The sequence below is a fragment of the Vibrio sp. 10N.286.55.E10 genome (assembly GCF_002872555.1).
GTDB lineage: Bacteria > Pseudomonadota > Gammaproteobacteria > Enterobacterales > Vibrionaceae > Vibrio > Vibrio crassostreae.
In genome coordinates this window covers 134,705-159,223 of record NZ_MCSD01000015.1, presented here as the reverse complement: position 1 = coordinate 159,223, position 24,519 = coordinate 134,705, and the positions used below count along the sequence as shown (strand labels likewise).

General features: G+C 43.7%; 24 protein-coding genes. 6 read left to right on the top strand and 18 right to left on the bottom strand.

The genetic code is table 11. From position 1 onward, the window contains the following. Positions 1–89 precede the first annotated feature (89 nt). The 8 genes from BCV39_RS11415 to BCV39_RS11380 all read right to left on the bottom strand — a co-directional run bounded on the left by BCV39_RS11415 (position 90) and on the right by BCV39_RS11380 (position 8,662). Complete coding sequence (locus BCV39_RS11415; protein WP_102431977.1) at positions 90–494, bottom strand: Hpt domain-containing protein; 405 nt, start codon at positions 492–494, stop codon at positions 90–92. 348 nt (positions 495–842) lie between these two features. Further along, positions 843–2,075 (bottom strand): glycine betaine/L-proline ABC transporter ATP-binding protein, encoded by a 1,233-nt coding sequence (locus BCV39_RS11410; protein WP_102431956.1) that lies wholly within the window; start codon positions 2,073–2,075, stop codon positions 843–845. After that, the gene (locus BCV39_RS11405; protein WP_102431955.1) at positions 2,068–2,967 is read right to left on the bottom strand and encodes a proline/glycine betaine ABC transporter permease; all 900 of its coding nucleotides are present in this window, start codon (positions 2,965–2,967) and stop codon (positions 2,068–2,070) included. The genes BCV39_RS11410 and BCV39_RS11405 overlap by 8 nt, the downstream gene beginning before the upstream one ends. 144 nt (positions 2,968–3,111) lie before the next feature. After that, a complete protein-coding gene (locus BCV39_RS11400) occupies positions 3,112–4,104 on the bottom strand; it encodes an ABC transporter substrate-binding protein (protein ID WP_019823101.1) in 993 nt (330 codons plus the stop codon). A gap of 544 nt (positions 4,105–4,648) precedes the next feature. After that, the gene (locus BCV39_RS11395) at positions 4,649–5,338 is read right to left on the bottom strand and encodes a tyrosine-protein kinase family protein (RefSeq protein ID WP_102431954.1); all 690 of its coding nucleotides are present in this window, start codon (positions 5,336–5,338) and stop codon (positions 4,649–4,651) included. Further along, on the bottom strand, positions 5,338–7,437 hold the full coding sequence (locus tag BCV39_RS11390) for an SLBB domain-containing protein (protein WP_102431953.1): 2,100 nt from the start codon (positions 7,435–7,437) through the stop codon (positions 5,338–5,340). The genes BCV39_RS11395 and BCV39_RS11390 overlap by 1 nt, the downstream gene beginning before the upstream one ends. Then, positions 7,434–8,270 carry an OmpA family protein gene (locus BCV39_RS11385; protein ID WP_102431952.1) on the bottom strand — a complete coding sequence of 279 codons (837 nt, stop codon included), beginning with the start codon at positions 8,268–8,270 and terminating at the stop codon, positions 7,434–7,436. Before BCV39_RS11385 ends, BCV39_RS11390 begins: the two co-directional genes overlap by 4 nt. 62 nt (positions 8,271–8,332) lie before the next feature. Further along, a complete protein-coding gene (locus tag BCV39_RS11380) occupies positions 8,333–8,662 on the bottom strand; it encodes an STAS domain-containing protein (RefSeq protein ID WP_004733793.1) in 330 nt (109 codons plus the stop codon). A 311-nt stretch (positions 8,663–8,973) separates the two neighbouring features. Here BCV39_RS11380 and BCV39_RS11375 point away from each other — a divergent pair, with 311 nt between their 5' ends. Beyond that, positions 8,974–9,816 carry a DNA ligase gene (locus BCV39_RS11375; RefSeq protein ID WP_048658712.1) on the top strand — a complete coding sequence of 281 codons (843 nt, stop codon included), beginning with the start codon at positions 8,974–8,976 and terminating at the stop codon, positions 9,814–9,816. 101 nt (positions 9,817–9,917) lie between these two features. Here BCV39_RS11375 and BCV39_RS11370 read toward each other — a convergent pair whose 3' ends face one another. After that, positions 9,918–11,288 carry an MATE family efflux transporter gene (locus BCV39_RS11370; protein ID WP_061017956.1) on the bottom strand — a complete coding sequence of 457 codons (1,371 nt, stop codon included), beginning with the start codon at positions 11,286–11,288 and terminating at the stop codon, positions 9,918–9,920. 161 nt (positions 11,289–11,449) lie between these two features. On the opposite strand from BCV39_RS11370, the gene BCV39_RS11365 reads away from it, so the two are divergent. Continuing rightward, a complete protein-coding gene (locus BCV39_RS11365; protein ID WP_102431951.1) occupies positions 11,450–12,058 on the top strand; it encodes a riboflavin synthase subunit alpha in 609 nt (202 codons plus the stop codon). Between the two features lie 169 nt (positions 12,059–12,227). Here the strand turns inward: BCV39_RS11365 and BCV39_RS11360 are convergent, their stop codons facing one another. Both BCV39_RS11360 and BCV39_RS11355 read right to left on the bottom strand, forming a co-directional pair. Further along, positions 12,228–12,431: a CPXCG motif-containing cysteine-rich protein gene (locus tag BCV39_RS11360; RefSeq protein WP_004733789.1), complete on the bottom strand. Its 204-nt coding sequence runs from the start codon at positions 12,429–12,431 to the stop codon at positions 12,228–12,230. Between the two features lie 111 nt (positions 12,432–12,542). Further along, positions 12,543–13,409, bottom strand: a complete 867-nt coding sequence (locus BCV39_RS11355; RefSeq protein WP_048611040.1) for a fructosamine kinase family protein — start codon at positions 13,407–13,409, stop codon at positions 12,543–12,545. Between the two features lie 585 nt (positions 13,410–13,994). Here BCV39_RS11355 and BCV39_RS11350 point away from each other — a divergent pair. Next, positions 13,995–14,339, top strand: coding sequence for a DUF3802 family protein (locus BCV39_RS11350; protein WP_048665016.1), 345 nt, complete (start codon positions 13,995–13,997; stop codon positions 14,337–14,339). An 87-nt stretch (positions 14,340–14,426) separates the two neighbouring features. On the opposite strand, the gene BCV39_RS11345 is transcribed toward BCV39_RS11350, so the two are convergent. Beyond that, positions 14,427–14,912, bottom strand: a complete 486-nt coding sequence (locus BCV39_RS11345) for an NlpC/P60 family protein (RefSeq protein ID WP_102431950.1) — start codon at positions 14,910–14,912, stop codon at positions 14,427–14,429. Positions 14,913–15,016: 104 nt separating this feature from the next. Here BCV39_RS11345 and BCV39_RS11340 point away from each other — a divergent pair, with 104 nt between their 5' ends. Continuing rightward, positions 15,017–17,062: a methyl-accepting chemotaxis protein gene (locus tag BCV39_RS11340; RefSeq protein WP_102431949.1), complete on the top strand. Its 2,046-nt coding sequence runs from the start codon at positions 15,017–15,019 to the stop codon at positions 17,060–17,062. A gap of 189 nt (positions 17,063–17,251) precedes the next feature. On the opposite strand, the gene BCV39_RS11335 is transcribed toward BCV39_RS11340, so the two are convergent. Then, positions 17,252–18,055 (bottom strand): sterol desaturase family protein, encoded by an 804-nt coding sequence (locus tag BCV39_RS11335; RefSeq protein ID WP_102431948.1) that lies wholly within the window; start codon positions 18,053–18,055, stop codon positions 17,252–17,254. A gap of 78 nt (positions 18,056–18,133) precedes the next feature. Here BCV39_RS11335 and BCV39_RS11330 point away from each other — a divergent pair, with 78 nt between their 5' ends. Together BCV39_RS11330 and nagK are read left to right on the top strand one after the other, a co-directional pair. Beyond that, positions 18,134–18,874, top strand: coding sequence for a tRNA-uridine aminocarboxypropyltransferase (locus tag BCV39_RS11330; protein WP_170960794.1), 741 nt, complete (start codon positions 18,134–18,136; stop codon positions 18,872–18,874). A 163-nt stretch (positions 18,875–19,037) separates the two neighbouring features. Beyond that, positions 19,038–19,946 (top strand): N-acetylglucosamine kinase, encoded by a 909-nt coding sequence (gene nagK / locus BCV39_RS11325; RefSeq protein ID WP_102431946.1) that lies wholly within the window; start codon positions 19,038–19,040, stop codon positions 19,944–19,946. Between the two features lie 170 nt (positions 19,947–20,116). Here the strand turns inward: nagK and BCV39_RS11320 are convergent, their stop codons facing one another. From BCV39_RS11320 to BCV39_RS11300, 5 genes are all read right to left on the bottom strand, one after another. Then, positions 20,117–20,383: a DUF2960 family protein gene (locus tag BCV39_RS11320; RefSeq protein WP_017063882.1), complete on the bottom strand. Its 267-nt coding sequence runs from the start codon at positions 20,381–20,383 to the stop codon at positions 20,117–20,119. Positions 20,384–20,662: 279 nt separating this feature from the next. Continuing rightward, entirely contained in the window at positions 20,663–22,480 is a 1,818-nt protein-coding gene (locus BCV39_RS11315) for a bifunctional molybdopterin-guanine dinucleotide biosynthesis adaptor protein MobB/molybdopterin molybdotransferase MoeA (RefSeq protein WP_102431945.1), read from the bottom strand. After that, complete coding sequence (gene mobA / locus BCV39_RS11310) at positions 22,480–23,064, bottom strand: molybdenum cofactor guanylyltransferase MobA (RefSeq protein WP_102431944.1); 585 nt, start codon at positions 23,062–23,064, stop codon at positions 22,480–22,482. The genes BCV39_RS11315 and mobA overlap by 1 nt, the downstream gene beginning before the upstream one ends. Further along, positions 23,042–23,761 (bottom strand): energy-coupling factor ABC transporter ATP-binding protein, encoded by a 720-nt coding sequence (locus tag BCV39_RS11305; RefSeq protein WP_017067175.1) that lies wholly within the window; start codon positions 23,759–23,761, stop codon positions 23,042–23,044. The genes mobA and BCV39_RS11305 overlap by 23 nt, the downstream gene beginning before the upstream one ends. Positions 23,762–23,771: 10 nt before the next feature. Next, the gene (locus BCV39_RS11300; RefSeq protein WP_009846742.1) at positions 23,772–24,470 is read right to left on the bottom strand and encodes an ABC transporter permease; all 699 of its coding nucleotides are present in this window, start codon (positions 24,468–24,470) and stop codon (positions 23,772–23,774) included. Positions 24,471–24,519 lie beyond the last annotated feature (49 nt).

Genomic DNA, 24,519 nt, shown 5'->3' with positions numbered 1-24,519 from the left:
TTGTCATGCTTGAACGTATCTTAATGGTGACTATATTGATAAACGACTATGTTGAGTTTTTAATTCGATACCGATATGAACATCTAATGTTAACTAAAGCCAGCATCTTTCCTTTCAAGCAAGGCTTTTATTGAGCGTTCTGCGAGTTCTAGTAATTCGTCAACTTGTAGAAATGCCGCATCATGATTTTGGTTTAAACATTGCTTTTCTAGAGCGCGAGCTAACTCACCCAAGGGGCGATTACCTAATGAAAGCGCCGTGCTGCCGAGAGTGTGGACCTCGAACTCAAGTGTCTGAGCGTCTTTCTGAGTGACAGCCTCTTTAATGGTAACCAAGCGTGTTTGTGTTTCTTCGACATAGTGGTCGATCAAGATCGGGATAATGTCCGCACTTGTATCTCGAATCATTTGCTCTAGAACGCTTTCATCCACAAGTTCGCTAACTTCTCGTGAGTTGAGATCTGCGGGTGCGTCTGACGCTAAAGTAGAATTGATCAAACTAAGTCCTTTTGTTGAGCCTAATATTCATGAGTACTATTAAGTTCTAGTCATTTTCTAGAATAATTTCAACTGGTTGCCGTGCAAATAGAGCAATTAATTGCTATCTCGCTTACCTTACTACCGTGTTTGTGACAAACCTAACGGGCTGATTTAATTTGTTTTCTCTTATGAAATATAAACTTAGGTGACTATAAAACGTAACGTGCGGGTAGAGTGTGGGCGAAAACGAGGTCGATACAAATAAAAAAGACCACCGCAGTTAAATAACAACAGTGGTCTTAGGAGATGTTAAGCAATTTTGACTAATTTAAACAGCCGTACTCTAAATAACGAACAGTAGAACTACGAAGCCTTATCAATCCTTGGCTTTGGGTCGACTTCTACTTCTTCCTCGCTACTTTCAGAGAAGATGTCGGCAACAGCGCTTCTCTCCAGTTCACCTTTCAGATTACCTTCTTCATCAACAACCGGAAGTGAGTAGTCACAAGACATGGTGTCTGGTAGCACTTCTTCAATCACGGCATCAGGCAAGATAGCAGGGACTTCTTCGTATATCTCTTCGCTGAAATCATGCACCGATGCATCTTCAACGGCATCTTGTAGGCTCTCTTGAGTGACCAAGCCTTGATAGCCATCATCCGTAACGTGATAAGCGTAATCGTTCTTAAGCATCTTCATTTGCGCGAGAGCACCTTCTATTGTTTCCGATGTGATTCGGTAGAGAGGGGGCTGCATAACGGTTTCAACGGTCAATGCACGAGCACGGTTTACGTCTTTAACAAAAGCTTCTACGTAGTCATCGGCAGGGTTCAGAAGAATCTCATGTGGTGTGCCTTGTTGTACTAACTCGCCGTCTTTCAAAATTGCGATTCGATCGCCGAGACGGAGTGCTTCATCCAAATCGTGAGTGATGAAAACAATGGTCTTATGAAGTTTCTCTTGCAGCTCGATAAGCTGATCTTGCATTTCACTTCGGATCAAAGGGTCGAGTGCCGAGAAGGCCTCATCCATTAACAAGATTTCGGCGTTGGTACACAAAGCGCGAGAAAGGCCAACACGTTGTTGCTGACCACCAGACAGTTGGGCAGGGTACTGATTACCGTAGCCTTTCAAACCTACAGTCTCTAACCACTCGTTGGCTTTCGTTAAACGGTCTTCTTTTTTGATGCCTTGTACTTCCAACCCATACGCAACGTTTTCAACCACAGTGCGATGAGGCATTAAGCCGAAGCGTTGGAATACCATCGACATTTTATGACGACGGAACTCTTCTAACTCTTTAGTGTTGAGGCTCATCACATCAATGCCTTCAACCATGATTTTGCCTTGAGTCGGGTCAATCAAACGGTTGAAGTGGCGAATCAGCGTCGATTTACCCGAGCCAGAAAGACCCATGATAACGAAGATTTCGCCACGGTTAATCTCAAGGTTGATCTCTTTTAAACCAACGGTATGACCCGTGTCCGCGAGAATCTGATCCTTATGTTCGCCGTTTTGAACTCGGTTCATAACAGACATTGGTTTTGGTCCAAACACTTTGTATAGGCCACTAATCTCAATCAATGGTTTAGTCATGCTTGAATCCTCCTAAATGCGCATTAGTTCTTCTTGCGTACGCCTGAGAAGCGCGGTCAAAAAGGATTGCGAGGGCAACGATGGCGAAACCATTCATCAGGCCTAATGTGAAGTACTGGTTGGTAATCGATTTAAGAACCGGCTGTCCTAGACCTTTAACACCAATCATGGATGCGATAACAACCATAGACAGTGCCATCATGATGGTTTGGTTGATACCCGCCATAATCGTTGGCATTGCTAGAGGAAGTTGAACACCCCACAAGCGCTGCTTTTTGCTCGCACCAAAAGCGGTAGCGGCTTCAAGGACTTCTTTGTCGACTAGGCGTATGCCTAGGTTGGTTAAACGAATCACAGGTGGAATCGCATAGATAACCACGGCGATTAGCCCTGGAATCTTACCTATACCAAGTAGCATTACCACTGGAATCAAATAAACGAATGCCGGCATGGTTTGCATGATATCGAGCATCGGCGTAACGATAGATTGCGCTCGATTTGAACGAGCCATCGCAATGCCAATCGGAATGCCTAAGAATATCGAAACTAAGGTACACACAGTAATGATACTGAGCGTCCGCATGGTGTCTTCCCACATTCCAAAGTAACCAATGAGAAGTAGAGAAACAACACAACCTAACGCCAGTTTCCAAGAACGGCTTGCTGCGTAGACAAGGCTGGTACACACGGCGAGGACTATAATCCAAGGTGTTGAGATAAGGAGTTTTTCAAACCAAACAAGGAATGAAAGAAGAGGGTCAAAGAGAGATTCAATCATTTCGCCGTATTCACGGGAAAATTCACGGTATGCGCCATCTAGCGTCTTTTTTATGGTTCGTAAATCAGAGCGTTCCATCTCTGGAAAGCTTGATAACCAATTGCTGTCAGCCATTTTATATCCTTATAGTTCGGAGCCACTTGTTCATGCGATAGGAAAATCGGCAATGAAAAGGGCTCCGAATCATGAATAACATCAAGTATAGCGACGTTATTTCTGTTTTATTGTTGAAGCGTAATTACTCGTTGATCCAAGCTCTTACAGTTCAGCTTCAACTTTCTTAGCCACTTCTTGAGAAACCCATGGGTGCCATACTTCTGGGAATTCACTCAAGAAATGCAAACTCGCTTCTTCACCATCAGCTTGGTTGTCTTCCATCCAAGCAAGTAGCGAGTTCATTTTGTCGTTGGTGAAACCACGTTTAGTAAAGTAGTCGTACGCTTCAGGTGCTCGTGAAGCAAAACTTTCAGTGGTAATCGTGTGGACGGGTGAAGGCGGGTACATGGTCGCTTTTGGCGATTCACAATCTTCTTTGGTGGTACAGTTAAGGAACTCTTCCTCATTTACGCCACTGCCAAAGTCGACTTTAACCATGTCGTATTTACCTAGAACAGCGGTTGGTGCCCAGTAGTAACCAAACCATGCTTCTTCACGTTCATAAGCTTTTGCGATAGAGCCAGATAAGCCGGCACTCGAGCCTGGATCAACAATCGTGAAACCACTGTTTTCTAGCTCAAGAGCATTAAACAAATTTCCGGCGCTGATCTGACAGTTCCAGCCTGCAGGGCAGCTGTAGAATGCAGATGTATCTGGGTCTTCAGGGTGTTTGAATAAGCTAGCGTTCTTGCGTACGCCTTCGATGGTTGCCATTTCAGGGTATTGTTTAACTAGGTAAGCTGGAACCCAAAAGCCTTCTTCGCCGCCGTTCACAAGTGCTTTACCTGCGTAGCGAAGGCGTTTTTCTTCAACACCTTTATCCAATGCGTCTTTTAAGCTGTTGCTCCAAAGTTCAGGGGCAACATCAGGCTGGCCTTTTTCGATCATAGATGTGCCTGTTGGCATCGTGTCGCCAGGGATAAGTTCAGCATCACACCCATAACCGTGTTCTAGGATGAATTGGTCGATATTGGCGATCAGTGTTGCAGAGTTCCAGTTCATATCTGCGATTGTTACGCTGCCACATTCTCCAGCGTTAGCATTACCGCTGGCTGCTGCTACTAACAAAAATACGGAGCTTAACTTGTATTTCATATTGAGTTTCCTTTCTCTTTAATAATACAACTAAGGTAACCAAGGTAAATTGATTATCTAAATTGCTCGATGGTGATCCTTTCCGTGTATTTGAACCATTTGAGCAGAAGGAGGGATGGGTGAAGTTTGAATAGATAAACGTGCAAAGTCAGTGAAGTGTGATTTGCCAATTCATCCACTGTGTTTCAACAGCCATCGGATAACTTTGTCAAACTATTACAAATTCGTCAAAAACCACCTCTATTTATAATCTTAGGGAATAATCGTACGAATTCCATCTTTGATTCGATTTACATGACGCTTTAACTGTCTGTGTCACATTACCGCTAAAGTTAGGTGTAGGGCTGTTGATTTTTGAAGGGATTTTAAGGTGGTAAGACCATGATTGACGTGTGTGAAATGCGTTGAATGGTTTTAAAAATCGTATTTTTAACAATAATTTCGCCAAAAATAACTAATTTGGTTTTAAGGGGATTGGCTTGAGGCCTAATAGGATAGGTGGCTGTCAGGGGGTAAATGACAGCCATAAAGTTAAACGCGAAAGTTACATTGGCAGGTTCAAAAATTCATTTTGATACAGTTTGTTTGCCAAACTATCGCGAAGCTTAGCAGGGATGAATTTCATTCCATTGATCTGTCTTACCAGCTCTTGAGCAAAACTAGGCGTTTGTTTCATGTTCATCACACTACCCATTAGGTTGATAGTTTGCGCATCAAGCAGCTTTTTCGCTTGTTCTAGGTGGTGACTCGATGTTTCACCATATACGACAACCATAAGTGTGCTGTCACAAGCGCTCGCAACTGACTGCGCCGGAATGTTCCCTTTGTTTATGTTGAGAAGCGGTGAAGTATCAATGATGACTCTGTCGTATTTCTCTAACCATTTGTTGACTACTTTTTGTAGCGTTGTCGGATCTTTATAAGCCAATTGCGTTGAAGCGACTTGTGGAGCAGGGATGCCGATAAACGTACGATGAGATTCAACATGTTCTATTAATTGACCTTGCTGACTGTCTTCTAGCATATTCAAATCTTTGAAAGCAGGGTTGAACAAGTTGAGATCGACATAAAGCGTAGAGTGGCCAGCAAGAAGAAAGCGCTCGGCTAATGCGGTTGCAATAGACGTTACCCCGTCACCCGAATGACAAGCGGTCACGCATATTGATTTCTGGCCGTTAAGTTCAGAAGCTAAGTACAGTTGTTCAACTTCGGCATGCGTTGCTGAAATAGTCATTATAACGCTCCTATTAACACGATGGTGGTGGTAATTCGTAGGATGTCATCTAAGCCAACACGGGCTTTCTCAATAAAGCTTTCACGACGGTCTGGGATGTAAATCGTATCACCTGCACGTAACACTGGTAGGCTATAGATGTTCGCTGTTTTGCTGAACTCAACAAGGTCAAAGGTACGTGCTTGGCCTTGGCAACAAGACATGTTCACAATAGTAATCTTCTCCACATAAGCATTGTCAGTAGGGCCTGCAGCTTCTGCCAAGATATCTAAGATGGTCATGTTGTCGTTAAACACGTAACGACCCGGGTTATTAATTGCGCCAAGCACGCGAACCGTTTTTTCTTTTGGTGTGTCTAACCAATTCTTATCTTTTTCTGGGATATAAATAGTATCGCCGGCAGTTACGTTTGGTAGGATGGATTCATCCCCCGTTTCGAAATAGAGAGATAAGTTCAATTTGCTCACTTTAGAGTAAGTCTTATCTCTGTGGGTTACGCGAATATTGTGAATGTCGGCGTCTTTCGTTGGTCCATCTGACGCTGACAATATATCTAGAAAGTGCATGTCTTTTGTAAATCGGTAACGGCCTGGTGAACGAACTTGGCCAAACACGTAAATTGATGCATCTGAGCTTTGACGTACCCATTGAGATTTGTTGTCTGAAGGGTCTTGAGGTAAGTCGTGTACGCGCACAATTGAGCCTGCACGGATGAAGGGCAGTTGGTCACGTGGAGCTCCAGATTTAATAAATTCGTCTAAGTCGAAAACCACTAGCTTTCTACCTGTAACCACTTCTATTTTTGTGGTATCGGCGCGCAGTGTTGGCCCTCCAACATGAGCAAGTAGGCCCATGAAATCCATTTCGTCTGACCACTCAATACGTCCTGGTCGAACAACTTCACCAATGACATTTACAGCTCTATCCGGCGAGATCTTTAGCCATGATTTCTCGTTCATGTCTGTTTTCTCTGGAACGAAAATCGCGTCTCCAGCTTTGATGCTAGGAGGGTTAGAATTAGGTAAACCTTCTGTGTATGCCGCTAAATCGAATTTAACTACTCTGCCGTCGGCTTTTAGTACACGGATTTGTCGTGACTCAGCGAAACGAGTCGGGCCGCCCGCATTAGCTAGGATATCCATAAAGGTGGCACCTCTTTTACCTTCAAAAGCACCAGGGGCAGCGACTTCACCCATCACGTAAACCATGTTCGCGCCAGATTTGATCTCTTCTTCTTGCTTGGGCACGAAAATGGTCGCGCCAGGTCGTAAAATTGGAAGCAGACTTTCGTCACCAGAATCTAAGTAACGTTTTAGGTTGAATAGCGTTGGGGTGTTATTTGAGATGACTCGGATTTGCTCGACACTGGCATAGCGTGTTACACCGCCTGAGCGCATTAGCACGTCGACAAGGTCAGTGTTCTCTTTGTAAGTGAAAGAGCCTGGTGCGTTAACTTCACCAAACACTTTGATTGAATTACGAGAATCAGCACTGTCACCTGAGTTAGCAAGCTTTGCAGCGTCAAACTCTTGCTCAATGTTGCCCACTAATGGGGAAGCAGGTACAAACAGTGAATCCAATGATTGCAAAGCGGGGAGCGTTGATTCATCCCCCGAATCTAGGAAACGTTTGTAGTTGAATTCTACCTTGTCAGCACCTCGCTTAAGAATAAGTTTATCGAGTTGTGCCCCTGAACGTAGACCACCTGCAGCGTAAAGTGCCATTTGGATACTAGAACCCAATGCAAGTGTGTATTCGCCAGGCTGTTCTACATAACCTTGCACGTAGATGATGATTTGCTGCTCTTTGACGTACACCGATGCGTTCGAAAGATCTTTATAAGCAGTTGCCAGCGACTCTAGAACGACTTTGTTGAGCTGTTCACTGTCATAACCTGCGACAAACACCGCACCAACTTCAGGAAGGGTTATACGGCCACGTTTGTCTACTTGGAACCCTATGTTTAAGGTGCTTTCGCCGGGTACGTTAACTTGGATTAGGTCACCGACTTGAACCGCGTCTGAAAACTCGTCGCTAGCATTGACGATATTCGCAAAGCACAACAATAGGGAGACGGTAAAAGCGATCAATAATTTCATAGTCCACCTCCCATTTTCTCCGCGTTTTTAGGCGAGATGACTTCGATGCTCACTCGGCGGTTAGTTAAACGTGTGCCGTCGGATTCACCTTCAAAAAGAGGGACGGTCTCACCAACAGAGACGGCTTTGATTCGTTGAGCGCCTAAACCAAAAATAGTCAGGTAGCGTTCGACTTGTTTCGCTCGTCCAAGCGCTAACTTATCGTTATATTCTTCGGTACCTGTCGCATCAGCATGGCCTGTAACAACAAGGTCTAGAGATTTGTGTTCTTTGAGTAGGCTGGTTGCTTCCGCAAGTCTTCCCATGTACTTCGGATTGACTTCGGTCGAATCTTCCGCGAATTGATTATCAACATTAAGCAGGTCATACAACTGTTCGATAACAGACAATTGCATTCTAAATTGGTTTTCATTTTTTGGTGGCTCACAGTGGGCTTGTGAGGTTACATAGTCTAGTTGGACTTCAAGTTCATTTAAGCGTTTTCTTTGGATCACCAGGTCGTTGGCTGCATCCAGAAGTAGACCGCCTTGAAGCTCACGTGCAATGCGATTTTGTTTTTCAATCGCTTGGACAACAGCTGCAGGGAAACACCAACGAGCACCTTCTTGAATCAAAGCATCGAGATGTAATTTAGCTAACTGCCAATCAAAACGTAATCCATGTTCTGGACCAAGAGGCTCGTCGGGCATAACAGGAGAGAAATCTGAGTTTTGATAGTTGATGGAATCATAACTTTCAGCTAACCCCCCTGTGCCTTGCTCTGGGTAGTTGGTGCAGCCACCCAGAACCAGAGCGGACAGAGAAAGGGCTATGTAGTTTTTCAGTATTTTCATGCCAACGTCCTATGTTTTTACTTTTTATTATTATGTTTTGTTACTTCTAGCTTAGTGGATCTTCATGAATTTGTAGGATTTTTTGAATTTACTGGGATAGCGTGGCCAATTCGTAGCAGGTTCATAATTTCAAGAGGCTGACCAGTCACATTTTCAAGTCGCATGTTGCGTTCGCGCTCGGTCAGGCGTTTGAACATATAAACAATCGCACCAACACCTGATGAATCTAAGAACTCAACTTGGCTAAAATCAACTTCTATCTCAGGGTGACCGTCATTAGAAATGACATCATCAATGTCTGTTTGTGCGTCACGACTGCCTGCTGCATCCAAATCACCGAAGATAGAAAGCGTTAGTGTCGTTGTATTCAAATCAATCTTACGTAGTTCCATAGCGATATCTCCTTTTAAGTATGTATGAACAATTGCACTGAATGTGCCAACTTTTATATTTATATTTTTCAATAACTTATGTGTAGGTGTCATTTCCATCTCATATTGAGAAAAGACGTTTCTCAATATGAGAACTAAAAACGGTGGGACATTTGAGATCTACAAGTCATTAATATGATGAATGAAAATGAATATTAAATAAGGTTGGAGAGTTGATCGCATCTTCTAGCAAAGATTGTCTAACTACGTGTTAGAGCGCTTAGGATTAAAGGCATTTGTTGACCACTACAGTTATTAATACGGAGCAGATGATGAGATTAACCAAACTGGCTATAGCCACTCTATGGGCATGTTCACTTTCATCTCATTCATCCTATTTACCACCCGACCATCTGGTACTTGCCAACTCTTACCAGCAAGGCATCGATGTTTCTGAATACTGGAAGAGTGAAAAACTTGATGGGATTCGGGCTTTGTGGGATGGCCAATATCTTTATACTCGCAATGGAAATCGTATTTACTCACCCAAGTGGTTTACTGAAAAATTGCCGAAGGTCCATCTCGAAGGGGAGTTGTGGGCAGGAAGAGGCAATTTCCATCTAGTTCAATCTACCGTTCTCGACCATACGCCGAGCGATGCGGCATGGCGGCAAATCGATTTTATGTTGTTTGATATGCCAGGCGCTGCAGGGGATTATCAAAAGCGTTATTACAACATTTTGCATTGGGTAAGCGTGATTGGTGAACCTCATGTCAGCTACATCGAACATGTACCGATTCATAATGAGGAAGCACTGTTCCATCAACTCGATAATGTCGATGAGAGTAATGGTGAAGGTTTGATGCTTAGAAAAATCACCAGTCGTTATCAAGCAGGCAGAAGTAATGACCTGTTAAAGCTTAAAAGGCATCATGATGCCGAAGCGACAGTTATTGGCTACAAGGGCGGGACAGGTAAGTATAAAGGGATGATGGGTTCGATTTTGGTCCACACAGAAGAGGGGGTGGAATTTTATATAGGCAGCGGATTCAGTGACCAAATGAGACTCGCACCGCCAGAGATCGGCAGCCGTATTACCTTTCGCTACAACGGTTTTACTCAAAACGGAAAACCTAAATTTGCGCGCTTTGTTCGAGAAAAGAGTGACTACTAAAACACATAGGATCTCCCTGACCAGTAAACGAAAAAGAGCCCTGAAAATCAGAGCTCTTTTTTGTATTCGAAATCAGATAGACCGATTTAGTGAGTGCGAATCTAGCGAGAACTGAACTCTAACTGAACGTCGTCGTCCTGCTTGTGCATCCAGTGTAGGCGCATACCCAGCATAATCGCGGCCGATGTTAGACCGACAATGAAACCAATCCAGAAACCGTGTGCACCCATAGGTTCAACAATCCAATCTTTCATTCCTAAAATGTAGCCGATAGGAAGACCAAGCAACCAGTAAGCCACGAAGGTAATGTTGAAGATCGAGCGCATGTCTTTGTAGCCACGTAGAGCACCTGCTGCGATAACTTGGATTGCGTCGGTGCACTGATAAACCGCAGCGAACAAAAGCAATTGCATTGCAACGGTAATTACCGCGGTGTTCTCTGTGTAGAGTAAAGACACTTGCTCTCTGAACAATACAGTTAATGCCGCCGTCATTAAGGCTGTGACTAAACCAACAATGATACCTACGTGTGTCGCGATTTTTGCTCCTTCGGTGTTGTTTTCACCCAACTTATGGCCAACACGAATACTCACAGCCGCACCGATACTCATTGGAATCATGAAGACTAGCGAAGAGAAGTTGATCGCGACTTGGTGCGCGGCAACTATCAATGAGCCGAGCGGAGCAACCAACAGAGAAACCACTGCGAACAAGGTTACCTCGAAGAAGATAGCGGCAGCGACAGGGAAACCAAGTCTAAACAGGCGAATTTGCGCTTTGAGCTGAGGCTTATGGAACGTACCGAAGATGTTGATTTTCGCTAAACGTTTTGATGTTAAAACGTAAGCAAACAGCAGTGCAAACATCACCCAATATACGATAGCCGTTGCAACGCCACACCCAACACCACCCAGCGCAGGAGCACCAAGCTTTCCGTATACGAACATCCAGTTAAGCGGGATGTTCAATAGCAAGCCAATAAAACCAATCACCATTGCAGGCTTAGTTAAAGACATACCATCAGTAAAGCTTCTCAATGTTTGGAACAACAAAAATGCAGGGACAGCAAACATCACCGCATTCATATAGCCGATGGTCTTTTCTGCCATGAGTTGTTCAATGTCCATCCACTCCAATATCAATTGCGTCTGGAACAGTACGCCAATGATAGGAAGGGAAATGACGAGCGCTAAAAAAGCACCTTGTTGAATTTCAAATGGAATTTTTACTTGTCGACCAGAACCATTCAGTTGTGCAACGACAGGAACCAACGCCATCAATAGACCAACACCAAACAAGATTGATGGTAGCCAGATACTTGCTGCAATCGAAACCGCCGCCATATCGATAGCGCTGACGCCACCGGCCATTACGGTATCAACAAAACCCATTCCAGTTTGTGCAACGGATGCGATCAATACTGGGGTCGCAAGTTTGATTAGATTCGAGGATTCTTCTTTGTAACGATGCACAAACAACTCCAAATAAGAGGGAAAATTAGAATAATAGTGTAGGAAAGGACATTCTGAAGGAATCAGAGACAATGATCTTAAGCTTCCACTGGACGAATCATAAAGAAATGTCACAATAACTGCTATGAAAAACTGTTACTAGAACGCTAAATAGGAATCTTATGTTTACAGGTATCGTTCAAGGCATGGCAACACTGGTTGCTATCAACAAAAAAGAGTTGTTTCAAACTCATACCATCGAGCTAACTGACGAAATGGTTGAGGGATTAGCAATTGGTGCTTCAGTAGCTCATAACGGTTGTTGCTTAACGGTAACGGAAATTTCAGGCAATCAGATTGCCTTTGATTTAATGCAAGCAACATTGCGATTGACGAACTTAGGCCAGTTGAATGTTGGTGACAAAGTGAATGTTGAGCGTGCAGCAAAGTTTGGTGACGAAATTGGCGGGCATAGCATGTCTGGCCACATTACTCTGATGGCTAATCTCGTTGATGTGATTAAGACAGAAAACAACCGCACGCTTTGGTTCGAGCTGCCGCAAGAATCAATGAAGTATGTGTTAAGCAAGGGTTACATTGGCGTTGATGGTTGTTCATTGACCATTGGTGAAGTTGAAGAGAGCCGTTTCTCTGTCCATCTAATCCCAGAAACGCTGAATCGTACTCTGTTTGGCGGCCGTGAAGTAGGCGACCAAGTAAACATTGAGTTTGATCCTCAAACACAAGCAATTGTTGATACTGTTGAACGCGTACTAGCAAACCAAAAATAATAGTAGAGGTTTATCAATAGCACATGCCCAAAAATCGATGACTAAGTAAAAGTCGAAGATATAGAAAAAGAGCACATTAAGTGCTCTTTTTCTATTTTTGTGTATTTGTGTTTTTCTAGGTTAGCCTAGAAATCGAGAGTAGATCTAACTCGACAAGAGAGTAAGTGTGTTAGAAGACTTGTTCGTCGTCTGCATCAATCGAGAGGTTGATTCTGTCTCTTACTTCGTCTACTTGCATGTCGAGATGAATAGCATTGCAACACGCTGGGCAATCGTCATAAAAATCTTGGCTTCCATTTGAAGCATCTAGCGTTATGCTGATTGCATGCCCACAGTGGGGGCAGGAGACATGTTTTTCTGTGTATTTATGCATAGTAAATTCTCCTCACTGTAACTCGTCCCAATCCTAGTAGCTTTATAGATCGCAATAGCTTGTATAGTTCGTAGTAGCTTTATAGAACGACTTAGCTAGCTGCGATTGGTATTAAACGGCTTGTATCTTCTGAATGCATGCCTCAGTTTGAGCTAAATACTCGCCGCCAAATTGATTGCAGTGGTTGAGAAGATGGTACAAGTTATAAATGTCTTTGCGATCAGTATAGCCAACGTCTAGTGGATTTACGCTCTGGTAACCGTCATAAAACTCTTTTGGAAACCCTTCAAACAATTCCGTTAAAGCTAAGTCACATTCATGATCGCCCCAATAACAAGCCGGGTCGTAACAGATTGGTCCAAAGGCTGAATTTGCAACGTTGCCATTCCAAAGATCACCATGGAGCAAAGACGGGCGAGGGTTGTGACCGGCAAGACGCATATTCACCACATCAACGATGTCATCAATATCACCGAATTCGATGCCTTTTTCTTTTAGCAGTTGTAACTGGAAACCAATACGCTGCTCAGAGAAAAAACGACCCCATTTCTTATGCCAAGGGTTAGGTTGAAGCGTACTGCCGATGTAGTTATCTTGATCGCAACCAAACTCTTTTTGCTCGCCCCATTGATGAAGCTGTGCAAGCTGTACGCCGAAATCGAAGCTATTGTTGCCCGTCTCCAGCGGCTTGGTTGGCAAGTAATTGAGAATAATGAACGAGCACTCCTTGGTTTTGCCAATAAGCACTAATTCAGGTACGTAAACGGTGGAGGTTTCTCTCAACAAGCGCAAGTTCTCAGCTTCAATTTCAAACTTAGGTAAAAATTCTCGCTGATTCACTTTCACAAAGTAACGTTCATTACCATCGCTGATCATATAGCAATCGTTAATGTCGCCACCAGAAACCTTGGTACGCTCAGTAATCTGAAAGTTAAATAGAAGAGTATCTGAAAGTTGTTGAGAAATGGCCTGCCACATAGGAAATCCTCAAAGACTGAAAGTTAAAAAGATTGAAGTTAGAAATACTGTTTGTTTGATAGCAATAGTTTAGGATAAATCTGAGCAATTTATAGACGCACTCGTCAATGTTCTTAGCTCTTCTTCAGCTTATGCAGAATCAATTGGCCGAATTGTGAACTCGAGCTGATACAAGCTCGTTGAAATACAAACATAAATTGAACCCCTGACGTGGTGAAATAGTTTGGAAGTGGTCTCACAATCGAAACCGTTTTAATCACCACAAACTGGAAAAGTGGTTTGAGCTTGTTATTGTCTCCCCACCAATTTAAATGCACTTTTAGAGTAAGCTGAAAGGGCTATTGTTAACTGGCGCAATACTTTACTTCAAAGTTTGTCTTACACTTTGTTAGGCGTGAATTTACTTATGGTTTAAGTGGGCAGGTACACCGCATAGAGCTATATCGATTTAAATTTAAGCTGAAATACTAACTAGGATCATTTTAATGCGGTTTTGGGCAATAAAGTGATGACAAATAGCGTCATTTACATAGTATTAGGCAAGTACGTATTAATCTGCTTTAGAGCTTAAAACGGAGAATTATTGTGGTTGTAGAAACCGATGGCTATTTGGCTTTGATCGAGCACCTATCATTTAATCTGGACGTCTTTACCAATAGTAATGGCGATACAGGTAACGAGAGTGTTGAAGACATCATCACAGACATGATTTCAACGAACATCATGGCTATTTTCGAGCAAAACCCAGAGTTGCATTCGAGCGTTCGTTTTCAGCTATTGAAAGAAGCAGATGCCGTAGTAGCTGACCTTGGTGAAGTATTAGCGGGTGTTTGGGCTAAGAAAGCGACCAACGAACAAATTGTATTTCTTGATGAATATATCGCGTTGGTGAAGAACCTGTTTGATACTGCTGTTGCTAAATACGACTAGCTATTCGCGTATCACTCTAAAATAGTAAAAGGCGTTTAAGCCGTAACGTTTCATGTTATGTCGTTCAGCGGTGAATCTTTTGAATCGCTATAAACGCCTAAAGTGCCAAAACTTGGAAGCCCAATAAGGGTTGTCCAGCCTCGATATAATCACACCTTTCGATGTAGAAGCATGTAGGAATTGATTATTTCCTAAGTAAACTCCAACGTGTCGCACTGTCATCGATGTCTTAAAAAACACCAAGTCGCCACTCGTTGCCTGCCCATACGCTATTTCTTTTCCCTTTTTACTCTGGTCTATTGTGGTTCTTGGCAGGGCTTGTTGAGTCGCATTTTGGACGGCTATCTGCACAAAAGCAGAGCAATCTATACCTCTAAATGAGGTCCCACCGAAATGGTATGGCACGCCTTTCCACTGTTCATACACGCTCATATAAGCGTTTGTAGTCAATTGTTCTGATTTTGAGAGAGGATTCTGTGCTGTTTGACTAAGCTGAGAAGGCGATGGTGACGAGCTACAAGCAGCCAATGTTGCTAAAGTTATTGTAACTACAGCCATTTTTGTGATTTTCATATGTAACTCTTCTGACAAAAAACTGAAATAAAAACGTCATCAAGGACTTCTAGTATACGGAATAACTTAAGGATATCTCTTTTCGTAGTCAAACTGGATTTCACATGCCCGACACAAATTTATCAATAAAACCCTCATGTTATACATTCTCGCTCATTCAAACCGTCACTGCTGTATTTATTTCCATTCTTTTACTTGTTAGTTTTTTATCAATGGTTAGCATTCGGGGCGTTGAACGGGTCGGGGGACACTTTGACGCACTCTCGGAACAAGCATTACCCCTTGCTCTACATAATGCCGAATTAACGCAAAGCGTATTAGAACAAGTAAAACTTCTCACATACAGCACCCAATCAACCGACTTAGGTACACTGAATGCCACAAGGGGCTCAATTGACCAACTTGCCACAGAGAGTAATACCACGCTAGAGGAACTCCTTTTTATCTCCCAGTCTTTTCCTGAAGCGATCTCTTTAGAGCAACAACAAAACCTTGTCGATGACATGGCACAACTGCAAGCTATGACCAACACGGTACTGCTGGCGCAGATAGAGATTCAAAGTAAGCAAAATTTGATCGATAGTAACATGGGCGAGTTCCGTTATGGCGTCGGATCTATCGGACCAGAAATGAACCGTATCAGCTCATTCTTAGTCGAAGACAACCCAGAAGCGAGCGATGCCGCAAATCGTTTTACATCGAGCGCGTCGGCAATGGCGAACACCTTCTTGATGCTAATGATGCAGTCTGACATCGAAAAAGCACAAGACGAATATCGCCAATTAAGAAACCGAATCGCGGGCCTTAACTTGGCTTATAGCGACTTTGCTGATTGGCATCCAGACATCGCGGAGTTCGCAAGCCTTACCGCACCTTATGAGATGGTAAAAGAGGGCTTCACAGAAGAAGGTGTGATTAGACAAATATTGCTTAAATTGGAACTGGTTAAGCAGCAAGAGCAGAACCTAACCCAAGTGATTACCTTGGCGAATACCGTAATTAGTACCCTTAATCAATTATCTTCGACTGCTGCACACCTGATTGATGAAAGCGAACTGGTCGTAAATCAAACCATCACCAACATTGATCGTGTGTTGTTTATTAGTGGACTAGTGATCGCTGTGATCATTGTGATCTCATGGTTAGTACTGCGCCGCTGGGTAAACAAAGGACTGAAAAACATTACTCAACAATTGAGCTTGCTTGCAGAGCACGATTTCTCTAAGCACAGTGCATTGGTAGGGCCATTAGAGTTACAAGTGATTGCTTCGAAACTGAATACCGTTGTCGATTCGACCGCCGACTCGGTTCGCTTGGTGACTCGTAACTGTGAAACACTTTACCAAACGGCTGAAGTAAGTCACGACGCTGCAGAGCAAACCAACTCTAGCTTGAATGAACAAAATGAATCACTGCAGAACATGATCACCACGATTACTGAACTGGAAGCATCCATTGGTGAGATTGCTCGTATCTCTAACGCATCGAACGATGATGCACAAATAGCAGAAGATGAGTCAGTCAATGGCAGCCAAGTCGTTGGGCTGAACCAGCAACGTTTGCATGCGTTAGAACATTCACTAAGCATGAACGAAGAATCAATGGCCGACCTTGATGGCCGTGTAAAACAGATTCGTGAAATGGTCGATATGATCAGTGGCATTGCAGAAAACACCAACTTGTTAGCACTGAATGCGGCAATTGAAGCAGCGCGAGCAGGAGAGCAAGGACGAGGCTTTGCTGTCGTTGCCGACGAAGTACGCAAATTAGCGAGTGGCACGTCTCAACAAACCACCAACATTCGCAATATGATGAATGAGCTGGTGGCTGCGGCTGATCGATCTCGAACGTCTGTTACTGAATCTCGAAGTGAAATGATCAATGCACTGCAAACCAGTGGCGATGTGAAGCAAGCTTTTGAAAAGATTGAGGTTGCGGTAAGCCAGATTAAAGGACGTGTTGAACAAATCATGGTGGCGACAGAGCAACAAGCACGTGCGACAGTAGATGTGACGCATTCCATCACTCGGGTTTCGGAACAGGGTGAGAATACTAAATTACAGCTTGAATCCATGATTGAAAGCTCAGAGCAAGTCGGAGAGATAGCAGGGCACCAACAAGCTATGCTTCATAAATACGTAATGAAATAAACGAGCTTGTTGAAGTAAACAAGCGTGCTGAGTTAAGCCTTACAACACAAGAGTTGAAGCACTAGCTGCGCTTATATCCCTATCGATACACAAACGCCCTTAAATTCTCACAAGAATCTAAGGGCGTTTTGTTTTCGGATTAAGATAAGTTCACCTCAATACAAGCTAGAGGCTGAACTGAATTAGAACTTAGTCTTTCGTTGTCGGGAATCGTGCAAATGGCTGACGCAGCATCAAATCTAGCCTTTGTTCTTTCCCATCGCGTATCTCAGGGACGCCAATGGTTACCTTGTCGTGACCAAGCTTAGGTTGAGCGCGATAGGTTTTGAACCAAATGTCCCACACCGATAAAAAGAAACCAAAATTCGAATGCGTTTCTTTGATGATTATAGAGTGATGAACTCGATGCATGTCAGGCGTCACAATCACTTTGCGTAATTGCTTATCGAACCATAATGGCAAACGACCATTGCTATGGTTGAACATCGCACTCACATTCAACACCACTTCGAAGAACACGACCGCTAAAGCCGGTACGCCCAGTACAAAAATCAACGCCACTTTAATCAGCATCGATAAGATCATTTCAATCGGGTGGAAGCGTGTGCCTGTCGTTACATCAATATCCAAGTCTGCATGATGAACACGATGAAGTTTCCAAAGCAGGGGAATACGGTGGAACACGAGATGTTGCGTGTAAATGGCAAGGTCTAACAACACGACACAGAGAAACACGGTGACTTCAAAAGGAAGCATGATGTTATTAAACAGACCCCATTGGTTTTGTTCAGCAATCAGCGCCGCTTCAAACGCTGCAACAGGGATTAATGTTGCCAACAAAATGCTATTAACCGCCATCAATGAGAAGTTATTTCCCCAACGAAACCACTTGTTTTGAGTCAGTGTTTTTCTAGGAGCACGGTACTCCCACAGCGCACACAAGATGAAAGCGGTGATAAAACAAACAAGGCGAAGTAGCGATGGGTCCTGCATAAGAATTCCTCCTATCATTATCAAGCCACTGTAAGTACAATCGTGCCACTTTTCTAGTTCTATCTGTCGTTATTGTCCATGAGAATTCACGCTTTCCACCGTTTATACCAACACCGTTTATCTCTTTCCACCAAACCGTTTAACGCGCGCGGATGTAAAGTGGTTCGGTGTGAGTACTGCAAAATCAAACAAGACAGCTGTATCTGTGAGCACCAACCGAACATAGATACGAACGTCGCGACCATGTTGATCTTGTCAGACAACGAAATCTTAAAGCCAAGTAACACCGGCCGTTTGATTGTGGACACAGTGAAAGACAGCCATGTTTATCTTTGGCATCGAACTGAGCCCAATGTAGAGATGTTGGATGTTCTGAAAGACGAGAAATACCAGCCTGTGATTGTGTTCCCGGAAGACTATACCGATGACAAATCGCGAGTGGTTCAAGATCTGCCAAAAATGCGTGATCCAAATAAAAAGCTGTTGTTGATTTTCATCGACGGTAGCTGGCGTGAAGCAAGACGTATTTTCAGACGCTCGGAATACCTTCAAGATCTACCTGTGTTATCGATTGAGCCTGAATCGGTTTCTCAATACATGATGCGTAAGTCAGATAACGATCAACACCTTTCAACAGCAGAAGTGGCGAGCCTAGTATTAAAACAAGCAGGTGAAGAGCAGGGCGCAAAGACTTTACAACTTTGGTTTGAAGCATTTCGCGAAAGCTACATGCTAAGCAAGACGCGTTATAAGTCGGATCCGACCAAACCTAGCCTGAACGCTTTCATAGAGCACACTAAAAGTGAGACTTCACTCTAACCTTTAACCGCTTTGTGCTGACTTGTTGTTCAAACAGACTCGAACACGAGATAAGTTTGTTATCTATCACGGTTTGTAGGGGGAGTGTTATGGATAATGTTCCTCAGTTGTTTTATTTAAAGAATTTATTTGCCCGAATTTAGGGAAAAATTGGAGAGATTTCATGTATTACGGCTTCGATGTTGGCGGCACAAAAATTGAGTTTGGTGCATTCAATGAGAAACTTGAGCGAGTAGCAACAGAGCGAGTTCCAACACCAACAGACGATTATCAGTTACTGCTTGATACGATTGCTGGTTTGGTAAAAAAGTACGATAGCGAATTCTCTTGCGAAGGCAAAATTGGCCTTGGCCTTCCTGGCATGGAAAACGCAGACGACGGCACAATGCTGGTTGTTAACGTACCAGCTTCAACAGGTAAGCCACTACGTAAAGATTTAGAAGCGCTGATTGGTCGTAGTGTAAAAATTGAGAACGACGCAAACTGTTTTGCGCTTTCAGAAGCGTGGGATGATGAGCTTAAAGATGAGCCATCAGTTGCTGGCCTAATTCTAGGTACTGGCTTCGGTGGTGGTTTAGTTTACGAAGGTAAAGTGTTCTCTGGTCGTAACCACGTTGCAGGTGAACTAGGCCATATGCGCCTTCCTATCGATGCATGGTTCCACCTTGGCGATAATGCACCGCTATTAGGCTGTGGTTGTGGCAAGAAAGGTTGTTTAGACAGTTACCTATCAGGCCGTGGCTTTGAATTGATTTACGAGCACTACTTCGGTGAGAAGAAGAAAGCCATCGAGATCATCCAAGCATACAATGAAGGTGAAACAAAAGCTGCAGAGCACGTTGATCGCTTTATGGAGCTATTGGCTATCTGTTTCGCGAACCTGTTTACAGGTCTTGACCCACACGTTGTTGCACTGGGCGGCGGTCTTTCAAACTTTGAACTTATCTACGAAGAGATGCCAAAGCGTGTGCCTAAGTACCTGCTGTCTGTAGCGAAGTGTCCTAAAATCATTAAAGCAAAACACGGTGATTCAGGCGGCGTTCGTGGTGCTGCATTCCTTAACATTAAGTAATCGCGAATTAACGTTAAGCTAGCTAAGGTTAGATAGTTAAAAAGTATAAATAAAAATGCCGCAATCTCGAAAGAGGTTGCGGCATTTTTATTGTTTGGTGTTTTCGTTTAGTTAGCTCTTAGCTCTAACTACAAACGAAAAGCGACCTATAAAGAAAAGAGTCAGAGGGCTTACTTCTTCTTTTTACCAACACCAAGGTTGTCTTTTTGCTTCAACGTAAGTTTAGTAAAGCCAAGCTTGCGGAAGTAGTTGTCTTGGTAGTTGCGAACCGCTTTAGTATCAGAAATCAACTCAAGCTGTTGCTCAGTTTTTAGATACTCAGAGATGTCGATGCCTTCCGCTGCAGCAACAGCTTCTTGGATCGTGCGGTGTTCTTGTTTTGAAAACAGTAACTCTTTGTCTTCGTCTTTGTAAGTGTACAGAATGGTACGAGCCATGGTGCTCTCCAATAGAATTATTACTTTGCGCGCACTCTACATAAAAACCGTACGTGGCTCAAGGTAATGGTAATAAATCTTAAGATTATCGTTCTAAACGTTTAGCGTAAGTTAAGCTATTTGTCTTTTAGGAAACGAACAAGTTGTTTTTCACCAAACGAAAATAACAAAAAGCCCCTTAACATTGAAAAATCAATATAGGGGCTTCGTCTATGTCTTGGCGAAGATCTTCCAAATCAACTAAAAAACAGCTAAGTCAATTTAGGTAATTGCTTTGAGTTAAACGCGACCTTGTAGAGGAATGATCGTCACTGTCTCGTCAACTTTCACGGTATCAACCGCTGGAGAGATTTCGATTAAACAGTTTGCTTCACTCATTGAACGCAGAATACCTGAACCTTGCTTACCTGTCGTTTTCACTTCAAGCACACCTGATTCATTCATCGAGAACACACCACGACTGAATTCAGTACGCCCTTGACGTGAGCGGAGTTGTTCAGTCGCTACTGCATTTGCTTTCACTGGCGTCCAATTTGTTTGACCTTGAAGCTTGCGGATCGCTGGCTCAACAAAGTTAATGAACGACACCATTACTGCAACTGGGTTACCCGGCAGCCCAAAGAAAGGTTTGTTTTCGATTTTACCGTAAGCCAATGGGCGACCTGGGCGCATGTTGATACGCCAAAAGTTGATTTCACCCAGCTTATCTAACGCAAGCTTGATGTAATCCGCATCACCAACAGACACACCACCAGAAGTCAGAACCATATCGGTTTCAAGCGACGCAGAGTGCAGCACATTCATCATCTTTTGTTCGTCATCTTCAATGATGCCGTAATCGACGATGTCACAGCCAAGCTTTTGAAGCATGCCGATAATAGTAAAACGGTTCGAATCGTAGATAGAGTTTGGTTTTTGCTCGCTACCCGGAGCTTGAACTTCATCACCCGTAGAGAACACGCCCACTTTCACTTTACGCAGAACAGGGCAGGTACCAAAACCTAACGATGCCATCATGCCCATTTCTGGCGCTTCGATTCGTGTGCCTCGCGTAAAGACAGGTTGGCCAATTTCTAGATCTTCACCCGCCATACGGACATTTTGTCCAACCGAGATTTTCGCGTCAGGGAAGCTAACCTTGTCACCTTCCTGAACAGCTTGCTCACGCATCACAACAACATCAACGCCTTCTGGCATTGGCGCACCTGTCATGATCTTAACGGCTTCACCTTGTTGTACGATTTTGCCGTAGCTATGTCCAGCCATGACTTCAGCAACAACGCGGTAGCTATCTAGATCTAAATCTTCACTACGAATGGCGTAGCCGTCCATTGCAGAGTTAGTGTTCTGAGGCACGTTGATTGGCGAGATAACATCTTCAGCCAGAACACGGCCATAGCCTTGCTCTAAGGAAACAGATTCCGTCAAATCTAGAGCATCAATGCTATCAACAATTTTTTGCTGACCTTGAGTAACCGTTAGGCCGGCTGGAGAGAAAGAGTCGCAACACACAACTGGCGTGTTGTCTTTTGAAGATGCACATGAAGCGACTTTATCTTTTTTCGAAGTAGAGTCGAACGATTGAGCGTATTCAATGATGAAATCACGAATTGCTTCTAAGTCGCTGATCGCCATTTGCGGCAGGTCAGATTCAACTTTGCTGTCTGCGGCGATAGCAATAATGTTGTCATCGTTTGGATAAAGCCAAGGTTTACCCACTTCGTCGCGGTGAAGCTCAATCTTAGGGAAGGCGATGTTCTTGCAGCCTTCAACCAGAATTAAGTCCAACGTGTTGGTATTGAAACGTGTAAGCAGGTAATCAAAGTCCGCTTCGGCTTCTGGCGTTTCTGTCATCATGACATGACGGTTACGAGAGCTGATCAACATTTGATTCGCGCCTGCTTTGCGTAGGCGGTAGCTGTCTTTACCCGGCTTATCGACATCGAAATCATGGTGAGCGTGTTTAAGAGCGCCAACTTTTAAACCTGCGTCGGTTAACAAAGGTAACAAGGCTTCAAGTACGGTCGTTTTGCCTGTACCGCTATAAGCAGCAAAGCCCAATAGAGGAAGGTTAGGGCGTTGTTTTGAATCTTTCATTATTGAAGCGTTCCGAATTGGGTGAGTTCTTCTGGCGTGTTGAGATTGACAAAGCAGTTAGGAGAATCGCTAAAATCAACGTATTCGGTAACACAGTCTTTGTATAGCAAGATGATTTTACGATCACCACGTTCTAAAAACGCTTCTAACTTTGGCAGAACACGTTTGTGGAATAGGGTGAATACAGGTTGCTTAAATTCGCCATCATGAGCGACAAGAATGTCACTGTCTTCTTTAACCGCAGAACAAAAGCGCTCAACAAGGTCGTCACTGATTTGTGGGCTGTCGCAAGGAACAAAGCCAACCCAGTCGGTGCTAGCGTTTTTAAGGCCTGCATGTATACCACCCAGCGGACCTGGGTAGTCAGGGAAAAAATCGGAAACAACCGGAGCAAATGCTTGGTAACTGTCTAAGTTACGATTGGCATTGATAGTGATGCTGACATCTTGTTGTGACAGCTTGTTTATAACATATTGAATAAGCGGAGAACCGTTGAGCTCAACGAGTCCTTTATCTTTTCCGCCCATACGGCTGGCCTGTCCGCCAGCCAAAATAACCCAACTAGTTTGCGTTGGAAGCAGCATAAATATTCTCTTGTGCTTTATCTTTCTGAATAACTTGCAGAAGCGGGGATTCGGTCAAAGTATTGTCTTTAATCCACCACTGCTTCTTACATAAATCGGTTAACGCGTTAGTTTGGTGACTGGTGATGACTAAACTCGCGCCTCTCTGAAGAAGATCTTCGGCCATAATCACCAATCTTTCAATAGATTCTTTGTCTAAAGAAGCACTTGGTTCATCCATAAGCAAGATTGAAGGCTTAAGAATCCAAGCTCGAGCCATTGCTACGCGTTGACGCTCCCCCCCAGACAACACAGAGATGTGCTCATCTGCCAGGGTTTCTAAACCTACCATTCTCAATGCATTAATTATTTGAGCTCGCTTATCTTTTTGGCTCTCTTTGTTAAAGCGAATGCCATAAGCGACATTTTGGTACACCGAGCCATCAAAAAGATAGGGGGTTTGATGCAGGTAGATGATGTCTTTGAATTTGAGTCGAGGGAATAATCTTTGTTGCCAGCTCTGTGTTGGAGACTGAATGCGTCCAGAACTTGGCTGAATTAATCCAGACAAGATTTTTAGTAGGGTCGTTTTACCAACACCATTGTCTCCTTTGAGATAAATGGCATCGTTGGGGCCGATCGACAATTCGGGAATGTGGAACAAAACACGCTCTTTGTAGCGCATTGAAATTTGCTGCGTTGTTATTTTTATACTCATGACAGCGTTCCTAAGTTCTTAAATAGCCTTTTCCTCTCACACTGGAAAGGAAAAAGTTGAGGGCCAATGCCAATGCTAATAACACCATACCGAGGGCAACACCTTGAGCGAATGCGCCTTTGTGGCTTTCCATAGCGATAGCTGTTGGGATGTTTCTTGTCATCCCCATAATGTTGCCACCGACCATCATTGAACAACCGACTTCAGTAACGATACGAGAGAAGGCTGCAATGGTTGCGGCCAATAGAGGAAAACGTGTTTCCCAAATCAAGGTACACGCCACACGTGTCGTTGATACACCAAGCGTACGCGCTGTTTCTACTGCTCGGCGATCACTGGCCTGCAGAGCACCGTGCATCATCGCGACTAGGATAGGGAAACAGATCAACATCTGACCTAAAATCATCGCCTTCTGGGTAAACAGCAATTGCCAATCACCTAGCGGGCCAGAGCGAGAAAGCATCATGTACATCAACAAACCAATAACCACAGTAGGGATCGCTTGCAGGGTATTGATCACCGAAAGCAGAGCCCACTTTCCGGGGAACTCGGTATAAGCCAATAAGAAAGCCATAAGGATTGCAGGAACAATCACTAATGAGATGGCGGACAAAGACACACTGAAGGATACCGCGACGATCTGCCACAATTCGTGGTCAAAACTCACCAGTAGATTCATTGCATCAATCGTTGTTTGCCATAGGGTCATGAAGTATCTCGTGTGAATCGATAATAGGTTTTTATCGGTAATGACTGAT